The sequence below is a fragment of the Halorubrum sp. Atlit-26R genome (genome assembly GCF_003666015.1).
Taxonomy (GTDB): domain Archaea; phylum Halobacteriota; class Halobacteria; order Halobacteriales; family Haloferacaceae; genus Halorubrum.
Genome location: NZ_QPLT01000006.1, coordinates 23368 through 40361 on the forward strand (window position 1 = coordinate 23368; position 16994 = coordinate 40361).

The following is a 16994-nucleotide window of genomic DNA, read 5'->3' on the forward strand; positions in this document are numbered from 1 at the left end:
ACGAGGTCGGAATGCGGGCGCGAGACCGGTCGCTCGCTCGCCGACCGCGAGCGACGCATCCTACTCCTCGGACGCGAGCGACACCCCGGTGATCTCGAACCGGGCCCCGCCGGCGTCGCTCGCGGTCGCCTCGATCGACCACCCGTGTGCCTCGGCGACTTCCCGCACGATCGTGAGTCCGAACCCGGTCCCGTCTGCGTCCGTCGAGTACCCCCCCTCGAACACGCGGTCCCGCTCGTCGGCGGGAATCCCGACGCCGTCGTCCTCGACGTAGAACCCGTCGGCGTCGAGGCGGCCGACCGTCAGCGACAACGACGATTCGGTGTCGTCCGAACGACCGTGTTCCACGCTGTCGCCGGACTCCGTCCGGCTGCCCGTCGAGCCGTGCTCGACGCTGTTCCGAAAGATGTTCTCGAAGAGCCGCCTGAGCCGGCTCTCGTCCGCGCGAATCGTCGCGTTCGCCTCGACCGTGAGCGTCGCGTCGCCCGTCTCGACGGTGCGCCACGACGACGACGCCGCGGCCGCGAGCCGGACCGGGTCCGGGTCCTCGACCGAGGCGCCCTCCCGCGCGACCGCGAGGACCTCGTCGATGAGCGCTTCCATGCGGTCGAGCGCGTTCGCGGCGTCGTCGAGCCGCGGACTGTCGCAGGACTCGCGGGCCATCTCGACGTTTCCGACGGCGACGTGGAGCGGGTTCCGAAGGTCGTGTGAGACGAGGCTCGCGAAGGAATCGAGCCGCTCGTTCTGTCGTTCCAGCTTCCGCTCCCTGCGCCTTCGCTCGGAGATATCGCGGATCACGCCGACGCGGGCCTCGCCGTCCGGAGCCCCCGGAAGCGACGTGAACCGAAGCTCGGCCGGGACCGTCTCGCCGTCCACGGTGCGGAACTCGTACTCGATCCGCCCGATGTCGCGGTCGTCGGAACGGAGCCGATCGTACATGGAACTGGTTCGCTCGATCACCCCGTCGTCGACGAGGTCGCGGATCGGCGTCCCGAGGAGTTCCTCCCGGCTCGCGCCCTTCAGGTCCGCGTAGGCCTCGTTGACGAAGTCGAGCCGGCCCTCGTCGTCCAGCGTGTACACCGCGTCCGCCAGCGACTGGATGATCGTCTCGTACCGTTCGAGGTCGCGCTCGCGCGCGGCGCGGTCGCGGTTCCGAACGGCCCGATGGACGACCTCCGCGGCGTCGCTCGCGAACTCGGTCTCGTCGTCGGTCCACTCGCGGGTCTCGCCGACGTGTTCGTGACAGATCATCCCGATCACCTCGCCGCCGGCGCGGAGCGTCCCGTCGAGCAGCGCACCGACGTCGTGAGCCGCGAGGTACTCGTCCGCCAGCTCGGCGGTACGGGGGTCGTTCCCGGCGTCGTCGACCGCGATCGCGCGGTTGGTTTCGAGCGCCTCGAGGTACGTCGGGTGCCGGTCGACCCGCAGTCGAGCGCCCGCGTCGTGGTTCCCGGTCCGCCGGTCGTAGTCGTCGACGCAGCGGAGCGGCTCGCCGGGCGGTGACGACGCGGTGTCGCCGGTAATCCCCGTCTCCGCGTCCGTCCCCGCGACCGGTTCGGCCAGCCAGACGTTGACCCGGTCGACGTCGAGCACCTGCGCCGTCGTCTCCGTGATGGTTTTCAGCGCCGCCTCGAAGGCGCCGTCAGCCACCGCCTCGTCGGTCGCGAGTCGTATCAGTGACTCGCGCTGGCGCTCGCGGCGCTGTCGCCGCCGCCGCTCGTCCGTCACCTCGACGCCGAAACCGGCGACCCGCGCGACGGCGCCCGTCTCGTCACGTATCGGCTCACCGCGGACCCGAAGCCAGCGGTGGGACCCGCCGTCGCCGTCGACCCGGAAGGTGAGTTCGATCGACTCGCCCGCGGACAGTCGATCCATCGCGTCGCGCACGCGCTCGCCGTCGTCGGGGTGGACGCCGTCGAGGAAGGCCGTCGCGTCGCGGTCGAGTTCGGCTCGCGGTCGTCCCCACAGCTCCTCGTAGGCGGCGCTCACGAACAGCGCCTCGCTCCAGTCGGCCTCGAAGACGAAGATGACCTGCTCGGTGTGGTCCGCCACCTCGAGCAGCCGCTGCTCGGCGCGACGGCCGCGGAACTGCCGGACCGCGTTCGTAACTCGGTTCGCGAGCAGCTCGTACTGCTCCGTGCCGGTCTTCTTCTGTAAGTAGTCGGTCGCGCCGGCGCGGAGCGCCTCGCTCGCGACCGCCTCGGACCCCTTTCCGGTGAACAGGACGAAGGGGAGGTCCGGACGGTCCTCCCGAACCGCCCGAAGGAAGTCGATTCCGGACCGACCCGGCATGTCGTAGTCCGAGACGACGCAGTCGACGGTCGGCCCCTCGTCGAGCGCGCGGAGCCCCGCGGTCACCGACGTCGCCGTCTCGACCGCGAACCGCTCGTCGGTCCGCTCGAGAAAGTCCGCGGTGAGGTCAGCGAAGGCGGGTTCGTCGTCGACGTGGAGAACCCGAATCTCGTCCATGGGACGTGTTGCGCACGTCGCAAATAAATAGATATGTTGTCAGCAGTCGAAACAACGAGTCGCCGACGGGTCGGCCCGCGGGCCGACGACCGCTCGACGTCGCCTCAGTAGAACTCGCGGACGAGGTCGGTCGCGCCCTCGGGGGCGCCGTCCGGGATGACGGACATGTCCTCGTCGACGCCGTGCTGCTCGTGGTACGGCACCGACGACTCGTCCTTGTAGATGACGCCCTGATGTTCCTTCTCGTTGTCGAGGATGACGTCCTTCGCGTCCTCGCGGGAGGTCGGGTCGTGGTCCGCCTCCTTCAGGTCGACGAGCGAGTCGCGGAAGTAGTCGTACGTGTCGACGTCGTTGAAGGTGACGCACGGCGAGTAGACGTTGACGAAGCCGAACCCGTCGTGCTCGATGGCCTCCTGGATGATCTCCTGATGGCGGAGCGCGTCCGAGGAGAACGACTGCGCGATGAACGTCGCGCCCGAGGCGAGCGCCAGCGCGTGGGGATTCACCGGGGGCTGTTTCGGCCCCTCGGGGCTCGTCGACGTCTCGAAGTCCTCCCGCGAGGTCGGGGAGGCCTGCCCCTTCGTCAGCCCGTAGATGCGGTTGTCCATCACGACGTACGTCATGTCGACGTTGCGCCGGACGGCGTGGACGAAGTGGCCCGCGCCGATGGAGTAGCCGTCGCCGTCGCCGCCGGCGACCATCACTTCGATGTCGGGCCGGGCCATCTTGACGCCGGTGCCGACGGGGAGCGCGCGCCCGTGAACGCCGTGGAGCGCGTAGCTGTGCATGTACGTGCCGATCTTCCCGGAACAGCCGATGCCGGCGACGACGAAGGTGTTGTCGGGGTCGTTCCCCGTCTCCGCGAGCGCCTTCATCATCCCGTTCATCGTGCCGAAGTCGCCGCAACCCGGGCACCACGTCGGCTGCTTGTCGGACTTGAAGTCGGTGAATCGAATGTCTGAGCTCATTGGTTACGCCTCCGCCCCCGCTTCGAGGGTCGACTTGATCTCCGCCGCGAGTTCGTCGGCCTTGTACCGCACGCCGTTGTACTTGTTCACGCGGTCGACCCGTTCGAGCACGTCGTGCTCGACGAGGTCCGCGAACTGCCCCTGTTCGTTACACTCGACGACGACCGTCGTCTCGGCCGCCTCGACGTCCGCCGAGAGGTCCGGCCGCGGGAAGATGTACGGGACCGAGAGGACCCGCACGTCCTGCCCCTCGTCGTCGAGGATCTCGACCGCCTCGGCGAGCGCGCCCTCGTTCGACCCCCACGTGATAACGAGGTCGTCGGCGTCTTCGTCGCCGAACTCGCGCGGGCTCCAGTCCTCGCGCTCGCGGGCCGTCTCGACCTTCCGGTTGCGCTTGTCGACCTGCGCGACGCGCATCTCCGTGTCCTCCGTCCGGCGGCCCTGCTCGTCGTGTTCGAGGCCGGTGGACATGTGCGCGCCGTCCGCCGTGCCGGGGAACGCCCGCGGCGAGATCCCGTCGTCGGTGATCTCGTGGGGCTGGAAGCCGCCCGACTCGCTGGTGTGGTCGTCGATCGTCGTCTCGTCGACGACGTTGCCGCGGTCGACCTCCACCTCGTCCATGTCGAAGGTCTCCGGGGAGAACGTCTGCTCGGTGACCGCCATCGAGAGGTCGGCGGTGAGGTAGACTGGGAGCTGGTACTTCTCGGCGAGGTTGAACGCCTCGACCGTCTTCCAGAAGCACTCGTCGATCGTCGTCGGCGCGAGGACGAACCGCGGCACCTCGCCGTGGCCGCCGTACAGCATCTGGTTCAAGTCGCCCTGCTCCTGTTTCGTCGGCATCCCCGTCGAGGGGCCCGAGCGCATCACGTTACAGATGACGAGCGGCGTCTCCGAGGTGGCGATGAGGCCGAACGTCTCGGTCATCAGGTCGATCCCCGGCCCGGAGGTCGCCGTCATCGCGCGGGCGCCGCCGCGGGCCGCGCCCAGCGCCATGTTGATCGCGGACAGCTCGTCTTCCGCCTGGACGACGTGGCCGCCGTACCGCTCGATGCGGCCGGTGAGGTACGTCATCACGTCGGTCGCGGGCGTGATCGGGTAGCCGGCGTAGAAGCGGCAGCCGGCCGCGATGGCGCCCATCCCGATCGCCTCGTCGCCGTTGAGGAGGACGTAGTCCTCGTCGGTGGTCTCGAGGTCGTAGTCGAACTCGTGGTCGTACTCGTCGGCGACGTACGACTGCCCGGCGCGCGCGGCCTCCTTGTTGTTGTCGACGAGCTTCTGCCCCTTGTCCTTGAAGCGCTTTTCGAGGGCGGAGTCGAGGTTCTCGATGGGGAACTCGGCGACCTCGCAGGCGGCGCCGAGCGCGACGACGTTCCGCATGATGGCGCCGCCGGCCTCCTCGGCCAGGCTCTTGAGCGGCACGTCGAGCCCGATCATCTCCTCGGGGATCTCGACGTCTTGCATCGTGGTCCGCTCGCCGTCGTAGATGATCACCGACCCCTCGTGGAGCTCGTCGAGGTTCTCCTCGATCGTCCGGGGGGTCAACGCGATCAGCACGTCGAGTCGGTCAACGACGCTCTGTACCTTGTCGACGGAGGTCCGCACCTTGTAGGCGGTGTACCCGCCTCGGATCCGCGATGCGAAGTCCTTCGACGTGAACACGTGTCGACCCGCGCGGGAAAGCGCCTGTGCGAAGATCTTCCCCGTCGAGTCGATGCCGTCGCCGGCCTCTCCGCCGACAGCCCAGTTGAAATCCGCGGCCATGTGCTATGGGCAAGGTTCCGGCGGACTCATCAAAAGGCTTCTGGAAGGAGCCACCGAGGTGTTTCTGGACGAACGTGTTCGCTCTCGCGAATATTGTCGACTCTGGGCGCTGTATGAGACTATAGTCGCAATATAATTGAACATACATCCACCGAATCCATCACGATCGACCCCTCGCGTCGGACCCGTTTTCGACGATCATCGAATATTCTCGGCCGGGAACGGCCCCCAGACGCGTCGGCGAGATCGAGCGTGTGACGAGGACGCGTGCGTCTCCGAGAGGGTGCGTGTGGAGTCGGGGCGCGCCGCGGGACCGGTTTCGACACGGGCAGGACCGACGCCGACGCGAAGGGGTTTGTGTCTCCCCCGCCGATCCGACGTATGGACACGACAGCGACGGTCGAGGCGGTCGAGGCGGTCGGCCCCGACACGTACGCCCTCCGCTTCCGCGCGCCCGACGGGTTCGCGGCCGAACCCGGACAGTTCGTGAAGCTCGGCACCGAGATCGACGGCGAGTCGGTGGCGCGCTTCTACACCCTCTCGTCGCCCCGCGTCGGCGAGACGTTCGAGGTCACGGTCGGCATCGACCCCGACGAGGGCGGCGAGTTCTCGGCGTTCCTCTCGGACGCCGAGGCGGGCACCGAGATGACGCTCGCCGGCCCGTTCGGCGACCAGCACTACGACGGCGAGCCCCGCGCGGTCGTGATCGCGGGCGGGCCCGGGGTCGGCCCCGCGGTCGCCATCGCGGAGCGCGCCCTCGACGAGGGCGCCGAGGCCGCGGTCGTCTACCGCGACGACGACGTCGCCCACGCCGACCGGATCGACTCCCTCCGCGAGCGCGGCGCCGATATTCGGCTCCTCGACGCGGACGAGCCCCTGACCGACGCCGTCGCCGAGGTTCTCACCGGCGCGGACGGCAAGACGGTGTTCGTCTACGGGTTCGCCGATCTCGTCGCGGACGCCGAGGCCGCCGTCGACGCGGCCGGCGGTGACGCGGACGCCGCGAAGGTCGAGAACTTCGGATAGCGGGTTCCCGGATAGCCGACTTCGCCCTGCGGCCTCCCAGCGCGCTCCCCGCCGGTGCCGCCACGCTTTATAAATAGCGCCCGAGAGGGACGCGTATGGACTACCGACGACTCGGGAACACCGGACTCAGCGTCTCGGAGCTCTGCTTCGGGACGTGGCGGTTCGGGCGCGAGACGAACGGCGTCGTGGAGACGGGCCGCGAGGAGTCGCACGAACTGCTCGACGCGGCCGCGGACCGCGGGATCAACTTCATCGACACCGCCAACGTGTACGGGACGCCGAACGGGAAAAGCGAGGAGTTCATCGGCGAGTGGCTCGCCGACCGCGACCGCGAGGACTACGTCATCGCCTCGAAGGTGTACTTCCCGTTCGACGGGCGCGGCGAGCCCGGTCCCAACGACTCGGGGCTCGGTCGGAAACACATCCGCGCGCAGATCGAGGGCACGCTCGACCGACTCGACACCGACTACCTCGACGTCTACTACATCCACCGCTGGGACGAGGAGACGCCGATCGAGGAGACGATGCGCGCGCTCGACGAGCTGGTCGCCGAGGGGAAAGTGCACCACCTCGGCGCGTCGACGATGGCGGCGTGGCAGCTGACGAAGGCGCAGTGGACCGCCGACGTCAACGGCTACGCCTCCTTCGACGTGGTCCAGCCGCTCCACCACGCGGGCTACTACGAGGACGTGAGCGAGTACCTCGACGTCTGTGTCGACCAGGACCTCGCCGTCTGCCCGTACTCCCCGCTCGCGGGCGGGTTCCTCACCGGGAAGTACGAGCGCGCCGACCCGGACGACCCCGAGAAGGTGATCGCGCCCGACGGCTCCCGCGCGAGCTTCGACGACCGGTTCGAGCGGTTCTACCTCTCCGAGCGCGGCTGGAAGGTGCTCGACGCGGTCCGCGACGTGGCGGACGAGCTCGACGCGACGCCCGCGCAGGTCGCGCTGGCGTGGCTCACCGGGTGGGACGAGTTCACCTGTGTCCCCATCGTGGGTGCGCGGACGGTCGACCAGCTCGACGAGAACGTCGCGGCCGCCGACCTCGACCTCTCCGACGAGCAGTGGGACCGGATCATGGACGCGCGGTACGCCCCCGACGGGACGCTCTGGGGCCACTGAGACGTCGGTTCACCCGGCTAAGCGCCAGCTATTCGTCGAAGTCCGGCAGGTCGTCCGGCGCGTCGAAGTCGGCCTCCCAGTCGATGTACTCCTCCTTGAGCGTCTCGCAGACGATCTGTCCGAGTTCGGTCAGGCCGGCGTTGATCGCGGAGACGGTCCCCCACGAATCGAGGTCCGGGTGGAGGTCGCGCTCCTTCCAGTCCTCGGGGAGCCCCGGCGCGTGGTAGCCGACGCGGTCAGCGAAGTCGTCCCAGAAGAAGTCGAACCGGGAGACGAGATCGAGGTCGACCGCGATCCGCCAGTCGGTCTCGTCCATGTCGGTGGTGTCGACCCACTCGGAGAACGCGTCCTCCCACGCCCCCTCGCGGAGGAGCGCCTCTAAGTCGTCGCGGCGGTACTCGCCGCCGGCGACCTCGGCGTCCTCGTACTCGTTCGGGTCGACCGCGGCGAGTTCGGGGGGCTCCGGCGTCTCGACGTCGAGTGACATGCGACGGTATGGGCGGCGACGGGGCAAAACCCTACGGGAACGTAGCGCGCCGGGGCGGTCAGCCCGTGCGTGTGTGCGGCGCGCCCGATCCGGTCCGTCCGTCGTTCCCCGCGCCCGATCCGGTTCTTTTACCGCGGTCCCGTTCCGAGGGCGGGTATGGACCTCCGCGCCGTCTCGCGTCGCGTCGGGATCGCCGCCGCCGTCGTCACCGTCGTCGCGCTCGTCGCCCCGTACGCGGTCATCACGGGGGCGGAGTACACGAGCCAGCTGGCGACCTACTACGCCTCCGGCGTCGTCGGCTGGACCGGGATCGCGCTGTTCGCGCTGCTCTCCGCGGTCGTCATCGCCTCCGTCGAGCGGGGGAACGTTGACCCCGGGACGCTCGCGGGAGCGGCGGTCGTCCTCGGCGTCGCGACGACCGCGAGCGCGGCGACGTGGGCGCTCGCCGTGGAGCCGAGCCCGGTGTTCCGCGACCACCTCTGGCTGGTGTGGCACGCGCGCGTCGTCGTCGCGCTCTCCGTCCCCGTGCCGCTCGCCGCCGCGGTGTACGCTCGGGCGCTGTTGACGTAGTCGCGGGACGCGGTCGGCGCTCTCTCCCCGCCGAACGAAAGGCCCTTAAGTTGGCCTCCTGTACCCCGAAGTGGACTAGGTCGGGCGGTTAGGCCCCGCTCGTTACCCGTGAGGCAGTCTTCAGCGGGGACCGAACAGCGGGCACGTCCGGTCAGACCGGCGCGGGCCCCGAGAGCCAACGTGGAAGCCTCGTCCGCCGGGGACAGCGGTCCGCGGCGCCCGCTCGCAGGAGCGGTCCGTCGCGGTTCGTCGGCGACACTGGGTCAGGCGCGGAAGCGAGCAGCCCACCGCCGGACGCCCGTCGCTCGTCGGGTCGCGGGGTGGAGGAGGCAATCGGGATACCCCGCGCCGGAACGCCGGGCTACCCCGCCTGTCCGCCATTCATACTTCGTTTCGTTCGGTGAGCGGTTGCGCTACGTCGTTGTGATCGCCGGCGTGAGCGTCGACACCGCAAGAGTTTGTTTATGAATAGACGCTGTCTGCTCGGAAATCTATTTATAAATAATCGACACCGTCACCGCGAACACCGCCGAAGCCCCGGTCGCTCGCTTAGAAATAATCAGATCTGTTGAATTCCTCAGTACGTGCTGTATTCTGACCCGGTTGCGACAAATACAGGTGACTCACGGATCGGTCAGTACAGACGTAGCGACGGGCGATTTCGGGAGTGGGTATCGCAGATCGGAGCCTACGGTTCGATATTTAAATAATCGTGAGCGACAGCGACGAACTCCTATAAAAAGAGAGTGCGGTGGCGCGCCTGCGAGCGGCCGGAGCGAAGCGGAGGTCGCGAGCCAGCCCGCGAGGTCGCCGGCGCTACGCGCCGGCTGCCAGAGGGACCTTCGGTCCCTCGCTGGACGCGGTGAGCGCTCGCAGAGCGCGAACCGCGAGGCTGGGGAGGCGTGAGGTGCGGTCGCTGTGCGGGGCGGGACTCAAAGGGGCAGTCGCGAGGGCGAAGCACGCCGCAGTAAGCACCGCAGTGAGGGAGCGACAGCGACCGAGCGAGGCGCGCAACAAGGCGCGCGAGCCGTCGCGACTGGGGCTTTGAAGCCGTTCACCGCGGTAGCGTCGATCATGTATACATAGCCGACAGCACCACCGCGACCCGACTTATAAACACCTACGCCATCACACTGAGCGACATACGCCACTCACTCCCGCACACGATCAAGAAGCGGCTCCCATCGACCGGCTGTTTCAGGCAAGAATGTATCTGAAGAATAGGATTTCAACAGAGTCGAATAATTGACCGCGGATCCGCGATGAACACCGCCGAAGCCCCAGTCGCTCGGCTGTACGACGATACCATTTATAAACTCCTAATCGACACGACCACCACCGAAGCCCCAGTCGCGAGGCGGCCGTACGCTCGTTGCGCTCCTCGGTCGCTCACTTCGTTCGCTCCCTGCGGTGCTTACGTCGCCTACGGCCGCCTCGCGACTGCCCCTTCGAGTCCCGCCCTGCACAGCGCCTCACGCCTCCCCAGCCTCGTCGCTGGCGGCTGGCGCCGCCAGCGACTCCCTCGCGCGTGCTGCCTCGCGGCCTCCGCTTCGCTCCGGCCGCTCGCAAGCACGCGCCACAGCGGCCGCAGAACAGAATCGGTCTCGCGGCTCAGCGGCCGGTGTCGTACTTATAAGTCGCCGAGTCCGGGTCGATCCCGAAGTCCTCGGCCGACTCCTCGGGCTCGTCGTCGCCGGTCGGCTCGGCGTCTTTGAACGCCTTCCGGAGGCTGCTGGGCATCTCGAACGCGTCGACCGCGAGCGCGAGGCCGACGACCCCGCCGCCGAGGAACTCCCGCTTCTCGGTGAGGCGGTCCGAGAGCGCGGGCGGGAGGTCGTCGGTGTCGACGCGCTCGAAGCCGAACTGCGCGAGGTACTCGGGTTGGTCGGTGAGCACGTACACCGTCTCGAACCCGTCCGCGGCCGCGGTGTCGACGAGGCGCTCGACGACGTGCGCCCCGACGCCGCGGTCGCGCCACTCGGGGAGGACGCCGATGCCCGTGAGCTCGATCCGGTTCGCCTCGTCCTCGTCGCCGCGGTGGAGGCGGAGCCGGCCGAACCCCGCCCGGTCGCCGGACTCCTCGTCGACCGCGATCACGTAGTCCCGTGACCGGAAGGCGACGTCGTCGAGCCCCAGCTGCTCGATCGCGTCCAACAACCACGCCTCGTCACGGTTCTTGGCGTCGCGGACGTACATAGAGGGCCGTAGGAGACCGGAGGTGAAAAGCGGTTCCCCGACGGACGCGTCCGCCTTCCGCGGCCCGTGACGCCGGCCGGCTCGTCTCGCGCGCCCGCGGCGGGTCGCTATTGCCCGCCGCGCAAGTCGCATCGGGCCGCTTTTGCCCGCCGACCGCCGACCGGACGCGTATGGAGTTCGCCGCGCTGGCGGAACGGGCGGAACGGGTGGCCGCGAACGACGGCGACATCGAGACGACGCTCGCGGTCGCCGCCCTGCTCGCGGACGCCGGCGCCGCTGACGGCCCTGACGGCGGCGAGGACGACAGCGCCGAGGGCGACGAGTCCGCCGACGACCTGCCCGTCGTCGTCCGGTTCCTCCTCGGGCGGGTCTTCCCCGCGCACGACACCCGAACCCTCGACGTCGGCCCCGCGCTCTGTCGCGAGGCGATCGCCCGCGCCGCGGGCCAGAACGTCTCCGCGGCGGACGTCGAGGACCGCCTCGCCGAGCGCGGCGAGATCGGCGCCGTCGCGGCCGCGTACGACTTCGGCGGCCAGCGGGGGCTCGCCGCGTTCGGGAGCGGCCGCGACGCGCTCACGGTGGCCGAACTCGACGCGGAACTTCGCGACCTCGCGGCCGCGAGCGGCGAGGGGAGCGAGTCGCGCAAGCGGGACGCGCTGTTCGGCCTGTTCACGCGCTGTTCGCCGAGCGAGGCGGCGTTCCTCGCCCGACTGGTCCTCGGCGAGATGCGGCTCGGCGTCGGCGAGGGTACCGTCCGCGACGCGGTCGCAGAGGCGTTCCTCGTGCGGGACGGGGAGCCCGAGTCCGCCGACGTGGATTCCGGTGAGGCGTTCGAACCGGACGCTGCCGAACTCGCCGCGCCCGAGGACGCCGTCGCGGCCGTCGAGCGCGCGCTTCAGGTGACGAACGACTACGGCCGGGTCGCGGTCCGCGCCCGCGACGAGGGGCGCGCGGGGCTCCGCGCGGAGTCGCTGCGCGTGGGGCGACCCGTTCAGGCGATGCTCGCGCAGGCGGGCACCGCGACCGACGCGGTCGACGCCTTCGGCGAGGTCGCCGTCGAGACGAAGTTCGACGGCGCTCGGGTTCAGGTCCACTACGAGCCGGACGGGGACGCGCCGGACGGGGACGCGCCGGACGCGGGCGGGGGGGACGGCGACGACGCGCTCGGCCCGCGGCTCTACTCGCGGAACATGGACGACGTGACCGAGGCGCTCCCGGAGATCGTCGAGCACGTCGCCGAGCGCGTCGACGCCCCGGTCATCCTCGACGGCGAGGTCGTCGCGGTCGACGACGAGGGCGACCCGCTCCCGTTTCAGGAGGTGCTGCGGCGGTTCCGCCGCAAGCACGACGTGGACCGCATGCGCGAGGCCGTCTCGCTGCGCTTCCACGCCTTCGACTGCCTCCACGCCGACGGCGACGACCTGCTCGATCGCTCCCTCCGCGAGCGGCACGACCGGCTCCGGGGGGTCCTGCCGGACGCGGCCGCCGACCTCACGCTCGCCGACGACCCCGAGGCGATCGCGGCCGAAGAGCGGGCCGCGCTCGACGCGGGTCACGAGGGCGTCATGCTGAAGAATCCCGAGGCGGCGTACACCCCCGGCGACCGCGGGCGCGACTGGCTGAAACGCAAGCCGGACGTGGAGACGCTCGACGCCGTCGTCGTCGGCGCCGAGTGGGGAGAGGGGCGCCGCGCCGAGCTGTTCGGCACGTTCCTGCTCGCGGTTCGCGCGGAGGACGACGCGAGGGACGCCCCGGACCGCGACGCGGCCGACCGCGACGACGACCTCGCGCCCGCGGGCTACGCCACGGTCGGGAAGGTGGCGACGGGGATCACCGACGAGGCGCTCGCGGATCTCACGGAGCGGTTAGAGCCGCATGTCGTCGACGAGACGGGGACGACGGTGGCGTTCGACCCCGAACTGGTGGTCGAGGTCGGCTACGAGGAGATTCAGACCTCGCCGACGTACTCGGCCGGCTACGCCCTCCGGTTCCCCCGGTTCGTCGGCGTCCGCGAGGACAAGGGGGTCGACGACGCCGACTCGCTCGCCCGGGTCCGGCGGCTCGCCGGCGACGAGTGAGCCGGGGCGGGAGGGCGGCGGTCGATGCGGTCCCCAACGGCGTTCCGCCACGCGAAACCCCTTGACCCTCGGGCTCGTAGGATCGGATATGCCAGGCCCGCTCGGCGACGCGACGCGGCGCGACCTCACCGACGCGGCCGCCGCCCGGCTCGCGGCCGACGGGTTCGAGGTCGAGCGCCCGGAGAGCGGCGCCGAGCCGCCGGCGGTCGCGACCCGCGGCGACGACGAGGTCGCGGTCGAACCGCTCGCCGCGGACGACGCCACGCCGACCGTGATCGTCTCGCGGCTCGGCCACGCGCTCGCCCGCGACCGCCGGGTCCTGTTCGTCGCCCGCGACGCCGACACCGCGGCCGCCGTGCGCGACCTCCTCGCCGACCCGCCGCTGCTCGCCGCGCGCCGCGACGGCCGCCGAACCTTCCACCTCGGCCCGGACCGGATCCCGGTCGCCGGCGGGGGCTACGCCTGCGTCCGCGCCGAGGGGCCCGGAGACCCGACGTTCGCGTGGCGCGAGACGGACACCCCGGTCGGCCCCGTCCCGGCCCACTCGGACGTCGACGCCGCCGCGGTCGACGACGAGGGGCGACCGGTCGTCCCCCGGCTCGTCTGTGAAGTCGACGGAGAGCCGGTCGCCGTTCTCGCCGGCGTCGAGAGCCTCCGGACCCCGCCGGACGCGGCGTTCCCGTTCGCCTACCGCCGCGACCCGGACGACAAGCGGTTCCGCGTTCGCCGTGGCGACGACGGGACCGTCGTCGAGAGTGTCGGCGGGTTCGCCGCGCTGCGCGAGGCCGGCTACGTCCCGGTCCCGATGCCCTTGGTCCCGGAACACGCGCTGGGGCGCGAAATCGGCGACGACGCGCTCACGTCGGCGTGGGAGCTGTCCGTGATCGACGAGGGAGAGCGATAGCCACCCTCAAGGCGCCCGCGGCCGCAGGCTGCGACATGACGGTCCGCTACGAGGAGTTCTCGGTGGAGTGGCTCGGCTACGCGACGGCGCGGCTGGAGACGGACGAGGGGCCCGTGGCCTACACCGATCCCGGCCGCTACGGCGTCCTCGACGACTACTGGGCCCGCGACGGCGACCTCGTCGTCGTCACCCACGACCATCACTACGACAGCGACGGGATCCGGTCGGTCGCGAGCGAGGACGCGACGCTCGTCATCTACGAGGCGGTCGACCCCGCCGGCATCGACCGCGACGTCGAGTCGATCGACGCGCTCGCGGCCGACTACGAGGTGGTCCGCGTCGGCGAGGAGGAGCGCGTCGACGTCGACACGCCCGCAGGCGAGGTCACGGTGTGGTCGGTCCCGGCCCACAACGACCCCGAGGGACCGAACGCGGACGCGGACGGCTCGGTCGCGCACCCGCCCGGCTTCGGCTGCGGCTTCCTGCTGTCGCTCGGCGGCCGCACCGTCTTCTGGCCGGGCGACTCGGACGCGCTCGACGGCTTCGCCGAGCTCGACGTCTCCGTCTTCCTCGCGAACATCGGCGGGGGCGGCATCGTCGCCGACCGGCGCGAGGCGGCCGACCTCGCCGAGGCGATGGGTCCCGACCTCGTCGTCCCGATCCACTACGACACCTTCGACCTGCTCGAAGCGGACGGCGAGGCGTTCGCGGGCGACGTCGCGAGCCGGTCGATCCCCGTCGCGCTCGACGCGCGCTCGGCGAACCAGTAGGCCGAGAGGTCGGCGAGCCGGCGGGGAGCGAACCCTTCGGAGACGTCGTGGGAACGCGACCCGAACCCTCTCGCGGCCGGTGACCTTTTTAACCCGCCGCGTCCTTCCTCGGTCGCATGACCACCGAGTCCGCGCTCGCCGACGGGGTCCGGGAGGCGCTTTCGGTCGACGCCGAGGCGTTCGCCGAGCGCGCGGCCGAGGAGGCCGAGATCGTCAAACAGGAGCTCCGCGACGGCTCCTTCGACAACCATCAGTCGATCGTCGGCTTCGAGTACGAGTTCTACGCGGTCGGCGACGGGCGGTGGAGCGAGGAGTCGCGGGCGGGCGAGTACGCGCTGATGCGCGTTCCCCGCCGGATGCTGGAGCTGATGGGGTTCGAGAAGGAGCTGGGGCTCCACAACGCCGAGATGTCGACGAGCCCGCAGCCGCTCTCCGACCACGGGCTCCGCGCGCAGCTCGCGGAGGTCCGCGCGCGCTTGGAGGCCGCGGAGAACACCGCCGGCGTGGAGGGGATGCGGCTCGTCTCCGACGGGCTCTGGACCATCCCGCCGGCGGGCGAGACCGCCCGCGAGTACCTCACCGACAGCGTCGAGGTCGACGGCGTGGTCGTCGCGGTCAACATGAGCGACTCCGTCCGCTACCACGCGATGGCGAACGCGGACTCCGACGGGGCGGACGGGTCGGAAGGTGGTCGGGTCGAGCTCTCGGCGCCGGGCGTGTCGCTGGCGGCGGACACGGTGATGCCCGAGAGCCTCATCACGTCGATCCAGCCGCACTACCAGGTGGCGCACGCCGAGACGCTGCCGCGGCACTTCCGGTACGCGCTCCGGATCGCCGGGCCGCTCTTAGCGCTCGGCGTCAACTCCCCGTTCTTCCCGCCGGACCTGTACGACGACGGCTGGGACGGCGAGCGCGTTCTCACCGAGGGGGCCACGGAGAACCGCGTCCACGTGTTCGAGTCCGTCCTCAACGCGCGGACCGACGCGGACAAGGTGCGGTTCCCGCGCGACTTCCGCGACGTCGAGACCGCGGTCGACCGCATCGCGGGCGACGAGACGCTGATCCCGATGCCCGACCCGGGCGGCAGCGACCGCTTCGACGACGAGTTCGCGACGTTCCGGACGAAACACGGGAGCTACTGGCGGTGGGTGCGCCCCGTCTTCGAGGGGGCGAGCCGCTCGGCCGCCAACGCCCGGATCGAGTTCCGCCCGATCCCCGGCCAGCCCACGGTCCGCGACTCCATCGCGTTCCAGGCGGCGTTCGCGGGGCTGATGCAGGCGCTCGCCCAGCGGGAGCACCCCGTCATCGGGCTGGAGTGGGAGACCGCCCGCGACAACTTCTACGCCGCGGTCGCGGACGGCCTCGACGCCGACATGGAGTGGATCGGCCGCGACGGGGAGCGCACGACGGACACGGACGCGCTGTACGAGGACCTCCTCGACCACGCCGAGGCCGGGCTCCGGACCGCGGGCTGCGCCGACGACGAGGCCGCCGAGTGGATCGCGCCGCTCCGCTGGCGGGTCGCGAACCGCACGACGCCGGCGAGCTGGAAGCGCGACCGCGTCCGCGCCCGCCTCGACGACGGCGACGACTTCGAGACCGCGGTCCACGACACCCAGCGCGAGTACATCCGCCAGCAGGCCGACACGCTCATCGACGGCGGATTTTCGGCGTGGACGGGCGGCGACTGAGCCGGCCTCTCGCGACGATTCTCTCGGTTCCCCTGCGGTGGCGCGCGCCTCCGAGCGGCCGCCGAAGGCGGCCGCCAGGAGCGCCGCGCGAGGGAGTCGGTGGCGGTCGAGCGAAGCGAGGACCGCCAGCGACGAGGCTGGGGAGGCGTGAGGTGCGGTGCTGGGCGGGGCGGGACTCGAAGGGGCAGTCGCGAGGCGGACAGAGGCGATGTAAGCACCGCAACGAGTGAGCGAAGCGAACGAGTGAGGCGCGCAGCGAGCGTCTGTCCGCCTCGCGACTGGGGCTTCGGTGGTGTTCGTGTCGAGAGGTATAAGCAACCGCGTACGGCCTCGCGGCCGTGGCTTCGGAGGCCTCGTCGAAGGCGTTCCGAGCCGTCAGGGTGGACGCTCACTTTCTGGCCCGTCCACCGTTACCGCCGACTCATCGATCTACGACACAGTACAGTTATCGGCCCGCCCCGTCACTCACCGGTATGGACGAGCTGATCGCCGCGGCGCGCGAGGCCTTGGAGGCCGCCCACGTCCCGTACTCCGAGTACCGCGTCGGCGCCGCCCTCCGGACCGCCGACGGCACCGTCTACACCGGTTGTAACATCGAGAACGCGAACTACTCCAACAGCCTCCACGCCGAGGAGGTCGCGCTCGCGGAGGCGGTCAAGAACGGCCACCGCGAGTTCGACCGGATCGCGGTCTCGTCGGGCGTCCGCGACGGCGTCACCCCCTGCGGGATGTGCCGGCAGACGCTCGCCGAGTTCGCGGCCGACGACCTCGTCGTCGCCTGCGACGAGGGCGGCGACGCCGTGACGGAGTACACGCTCGGCGAACTGCTCCCGAACACCATCTCCGAGGGGACGCTCGACGACGCCAGAGAGGACTGACCGCACGGTGGTCTGAGCCGGCGAGACATCCCGAGCGACCGAGACGGAACTACTTTTAAACGGCTCGCCGAAGGG

The 16994-nt window shown here is 70.5% G+C and carries 13 protein-coding genes and 1 other RNA gene; 9 read left to right on the plus strand and 5 right to left on the minus strand.

Going from position 1 to position 16994, the window contains the following annotated elements:
• Positions 1-60 precede the first annotated feature (60 nt).
• From DVK07_RS08140 to DVK07_RS08150, 3 genes are all read right to left on the minus strand, one after another.
• Complete coding sequence (locus DVK07_RS08140; protein ID WP_121596587.1) at positions 61-2469, minus strand: PAS domain S-box protein; 2409 nt, start codon at positions 2467-2469, stop codon at positions 61-63.
• A gap of 104 nt (positions 2470-2573) precedes the next feature.
• Positions 2574-3437 carry a 2-oxoacid:ferredoxin oxidoreductase subunit beta gene (locus DVK07_RS08145; RefSeq protein WP_004596419.1) on the minus strand — a complete coding sequence of 288 codons (864 nt, stop codon included), beginning with the start codon at positions 3435-3437 and terminating at the stop codon, positions 2574-2576.
• A 3-nt stretch (positions 3438-3440) separates the two neighbouring features.
• Complete coding sequence (locus DVK07_RS08150; RefSeq protein WP_121596588.1) at positions 3441-5198, minus strand: 2-oxoacid:acceptor oxidoreductase subunit alpha; 1758 nt, start codon at positions 5196-5198, stop codon at positions 3441-3443.
• Positions 5199-5579: 381 nt separating this feature from the next.
• Between DVK07_RS08150 and DVK07_RS08155 the strand changes: the two genes are divergently transcribed.
• Together DVK07_RS08155 and DVK07_RS08160 are read left to right on the plus strand one after the other, a co-directional pair.
• Positions 5580-6224: a ferredoxin--NADP reductase gene (locus DVK07_RS08155; RefSeq protein WP_121596589.1), complete on the plus strand. Its 645-nt coding sequence runs from the start codon at positions 5580-5582 to the stop codon at positions 6222-6224.
• Positions 6225-6319: 95 nt separating this feature from the next.
• A complete protein-coding gene (locus DVK07_RS08160; RefSeq protein WP_121596590.1) occupies positions 6320-7345 on the plus strand; it encodes an aldo/keto reductase in 1026 nt (341 codons plus the stop codon).
• Positions 7346-7373: 28 nt separating this feature from the next.
• On the opposite strand, the gene DVK07_RS08165 is transcribed toward DVK07_RS08160, so the two are convergent.
• On the minus strand, positions 7374-7832 hold the full coding sequence (locus tag DVK07_RS08165) for a hypothetical protein (RefSeq protein ID WP_121596591.1): 459 nt from the start codon (positions 7830-7832) through the stop codon (positions 7374-7376).
• 156 nt (positions 7833-7988) lie between these two features.
• On the opposite strand from DVK07_RS08165, the gene DVK07_RS08170 reads away from it, so the two are divergent.
• Positions 7989-8402 (plus strand): hypothetical protein, encoded by a 414-nt coding sequence (locus tag DVK07_RS08170; RefSeq protein ID WP_121596592.1) that lies wholly within the window; start codon positions 7989-7991, stop codon positions 8400-8402.
• Between the two features lie 68 nt (positions 8403-8470).
• Positions 8471-8782, plus strand: an RNA gene (ffs, locus tag DVK07_RS08175) — signal recognition particle sRNA.
• Positions 8783-10013: 1231 nt separating this feature from the next.
• Here ffs and DVK07_RS08180 read toward each other — a convergent pair.
• Positions 10014-10598 carry a GNAT family N-acetyltransferase gene (locus DVK07_RS08180; protein WP_121596593.1) on the minus strand — a complete coding sequence of 195 codons (585 nt, stop codon included), beginning with the start codon at positions 10596-10598 and terminating at the stop codon, positions 10014-10016.
• 170 nt (positions 10599-10768) lie between these two features.
• Between DVK07_RS08180 and ligA the strand changes: the two genes are divergently transcribed.
• From ligA to cdd, 5 genes are all read left to right on the plus strand, one after another.
• Positions 10769-12676, plus strand: coding sequence for an ATP-dependent DNA ligase LigA (gene ligA, locus DVK07_RS08185; protein ID WP_121596594.1), 1908 nt, complete (start codon positions 10769-10771; stop codon positions 12674-12676).
• A gap of 88 nt (positions 12677-12764) precedes the next feature.
• On the plus strand, positions 12765-13580 hold the full coding sequence (locus DVK07_RS08190; protein WP_121596595.1) for a hypothetical protein: 816 nt from the start codon (positions 12765-12767) through the stop codon (positions 13578-13580).
• Positions 13581-13615: 35 nt separating this feature from the next.
• Positions 13616-14350 carry an MBL fold metallo-hydrolase gene (locus DVK07_RS08195; protein ID WP_121596596.1) on the plus strand — a complete coding sequence of 245 codons (735 nt, stop codon included), beginning with the start codon at positions 13616-13618 and terminating at the stop codon, positions 14348-14350.
• Positions 14351-14466: 116 nt separating this feature from the next.
• Entirely contained in the window at positions 14467-16041 is a 1575-nt protein-coding gene (locus tag DVK07_RS08200; protein WP_121596597.1) for a hypothetical protein, read from the plus strand.
• A gap of 473 nt (positions 16042-16514) precedes the next feature.
• Positions 16515-16919, plus strand: a complete 405-nt coding sequence (gene cdd, locus DVK07_RS08205) for a cytidine deaminase (protein WP_121596598.1) — start codon at positions 16515-16517, stop codon at positions 16917-16919.
• Positions 16920-16994 lie beyond the last annotated feature (75 nt).

Excerpts from the sequence above, each read along its gene's own strand:
- DVK07_RS08140 (WP_121596587.1), bottom strand. The coding sequence starts at position 2,469 with ATGGACGAGATTCGGGTTCTCCACGTCGACGACGAACCCGCCTTCGCT.
- DVK07_RS08145 (WP_004596419.1), bottom strand. The coding sequence starts at position 3,437 with ATGAGCTCAGACATTCGATTCACCGACTTCAAGTCCGACAAGCAGCCG.
- DVK07_RS08150 (WP_121596588.1), bottom strand. The coding sequence starts at position 5,198 with ATGGCCGCGGATTTCAACTGGGCTGTCGGCGGAGAGGCCGGCGACGGC.
- DVK07_RS08155 (WP_121596589.1), top strand. The coding sequence starts at position 5,580 with ATGGACACGACAGCGACGGTCGAGGCGGTCGAGGCGGTCGGCCCCGAC.
- DVK07_RS08160 (WP_121596590.1), top strand. The coding sequence starts at position 6,320 with ATGGACTACCGACGACTCGGGAACACCGGACTCAGCGTCTCGGAGCTC.
- DVK07_RS08165 (WP_121596591.1), bottom strand. The coding sequence starts at position 7,832 with ATGTCACTCGACGTCGAGACGCCGGAGCCCCCCGAACTCGCCGCGGTC.
- DVK07_RS08170 (WP_121596592.1), top strand. The coding sequence starts at position 7,989 with ATGGACCTCCGCGCCGTCTCGCGTCGCGTCGGGATCGCCGCCGCCGTC.
- DVK07_RS08180 (WP_121596593.1), bottom strand. The coding sequence starts at position 10,598 with ATGTACGTCCGCGACGCCAAGAACCGTGACGAGGCGTGGTTGTTGGAC.
- ligA (WP_121596594.1), top strand. The coding sequence starts at position 10,769 with ATGGAGTTCGCCGCGCTGGCGGAACGGGCGGAACGGGTGGCCGCGAAC.
- DVK07_RS08190 (WP_121596595.1), top strand. The coding sequence starts at position 12,765 with ATGCCAGGCCCGCTCGGCGACGCGACGCGGCGCGACCTCACCGACGCG.
- DVK07_RS08195 (WP_121596596.1), top strand. The coding sequence starts at position 13,616 with ATGACGGTCCGCTACGAGGAGTTCTCGGTGGAGTGGCTCGGCTACGCG.
- DVK07_RS08200 (WP_121596597.1), top strand. The coding sequence starts at position 14,467 with ATGACCACCGAGTCCGCGCTCGCCGACGGGGTCCGGGAGGCGCTTTCG.
- cdd (WP_121596598.1), top strand. The coding sequence starts at position 16,515 with ATGGACGAGCTGATCGCCGCGGCGCGCGAGGCCTTGGAGGCCGCCCAC.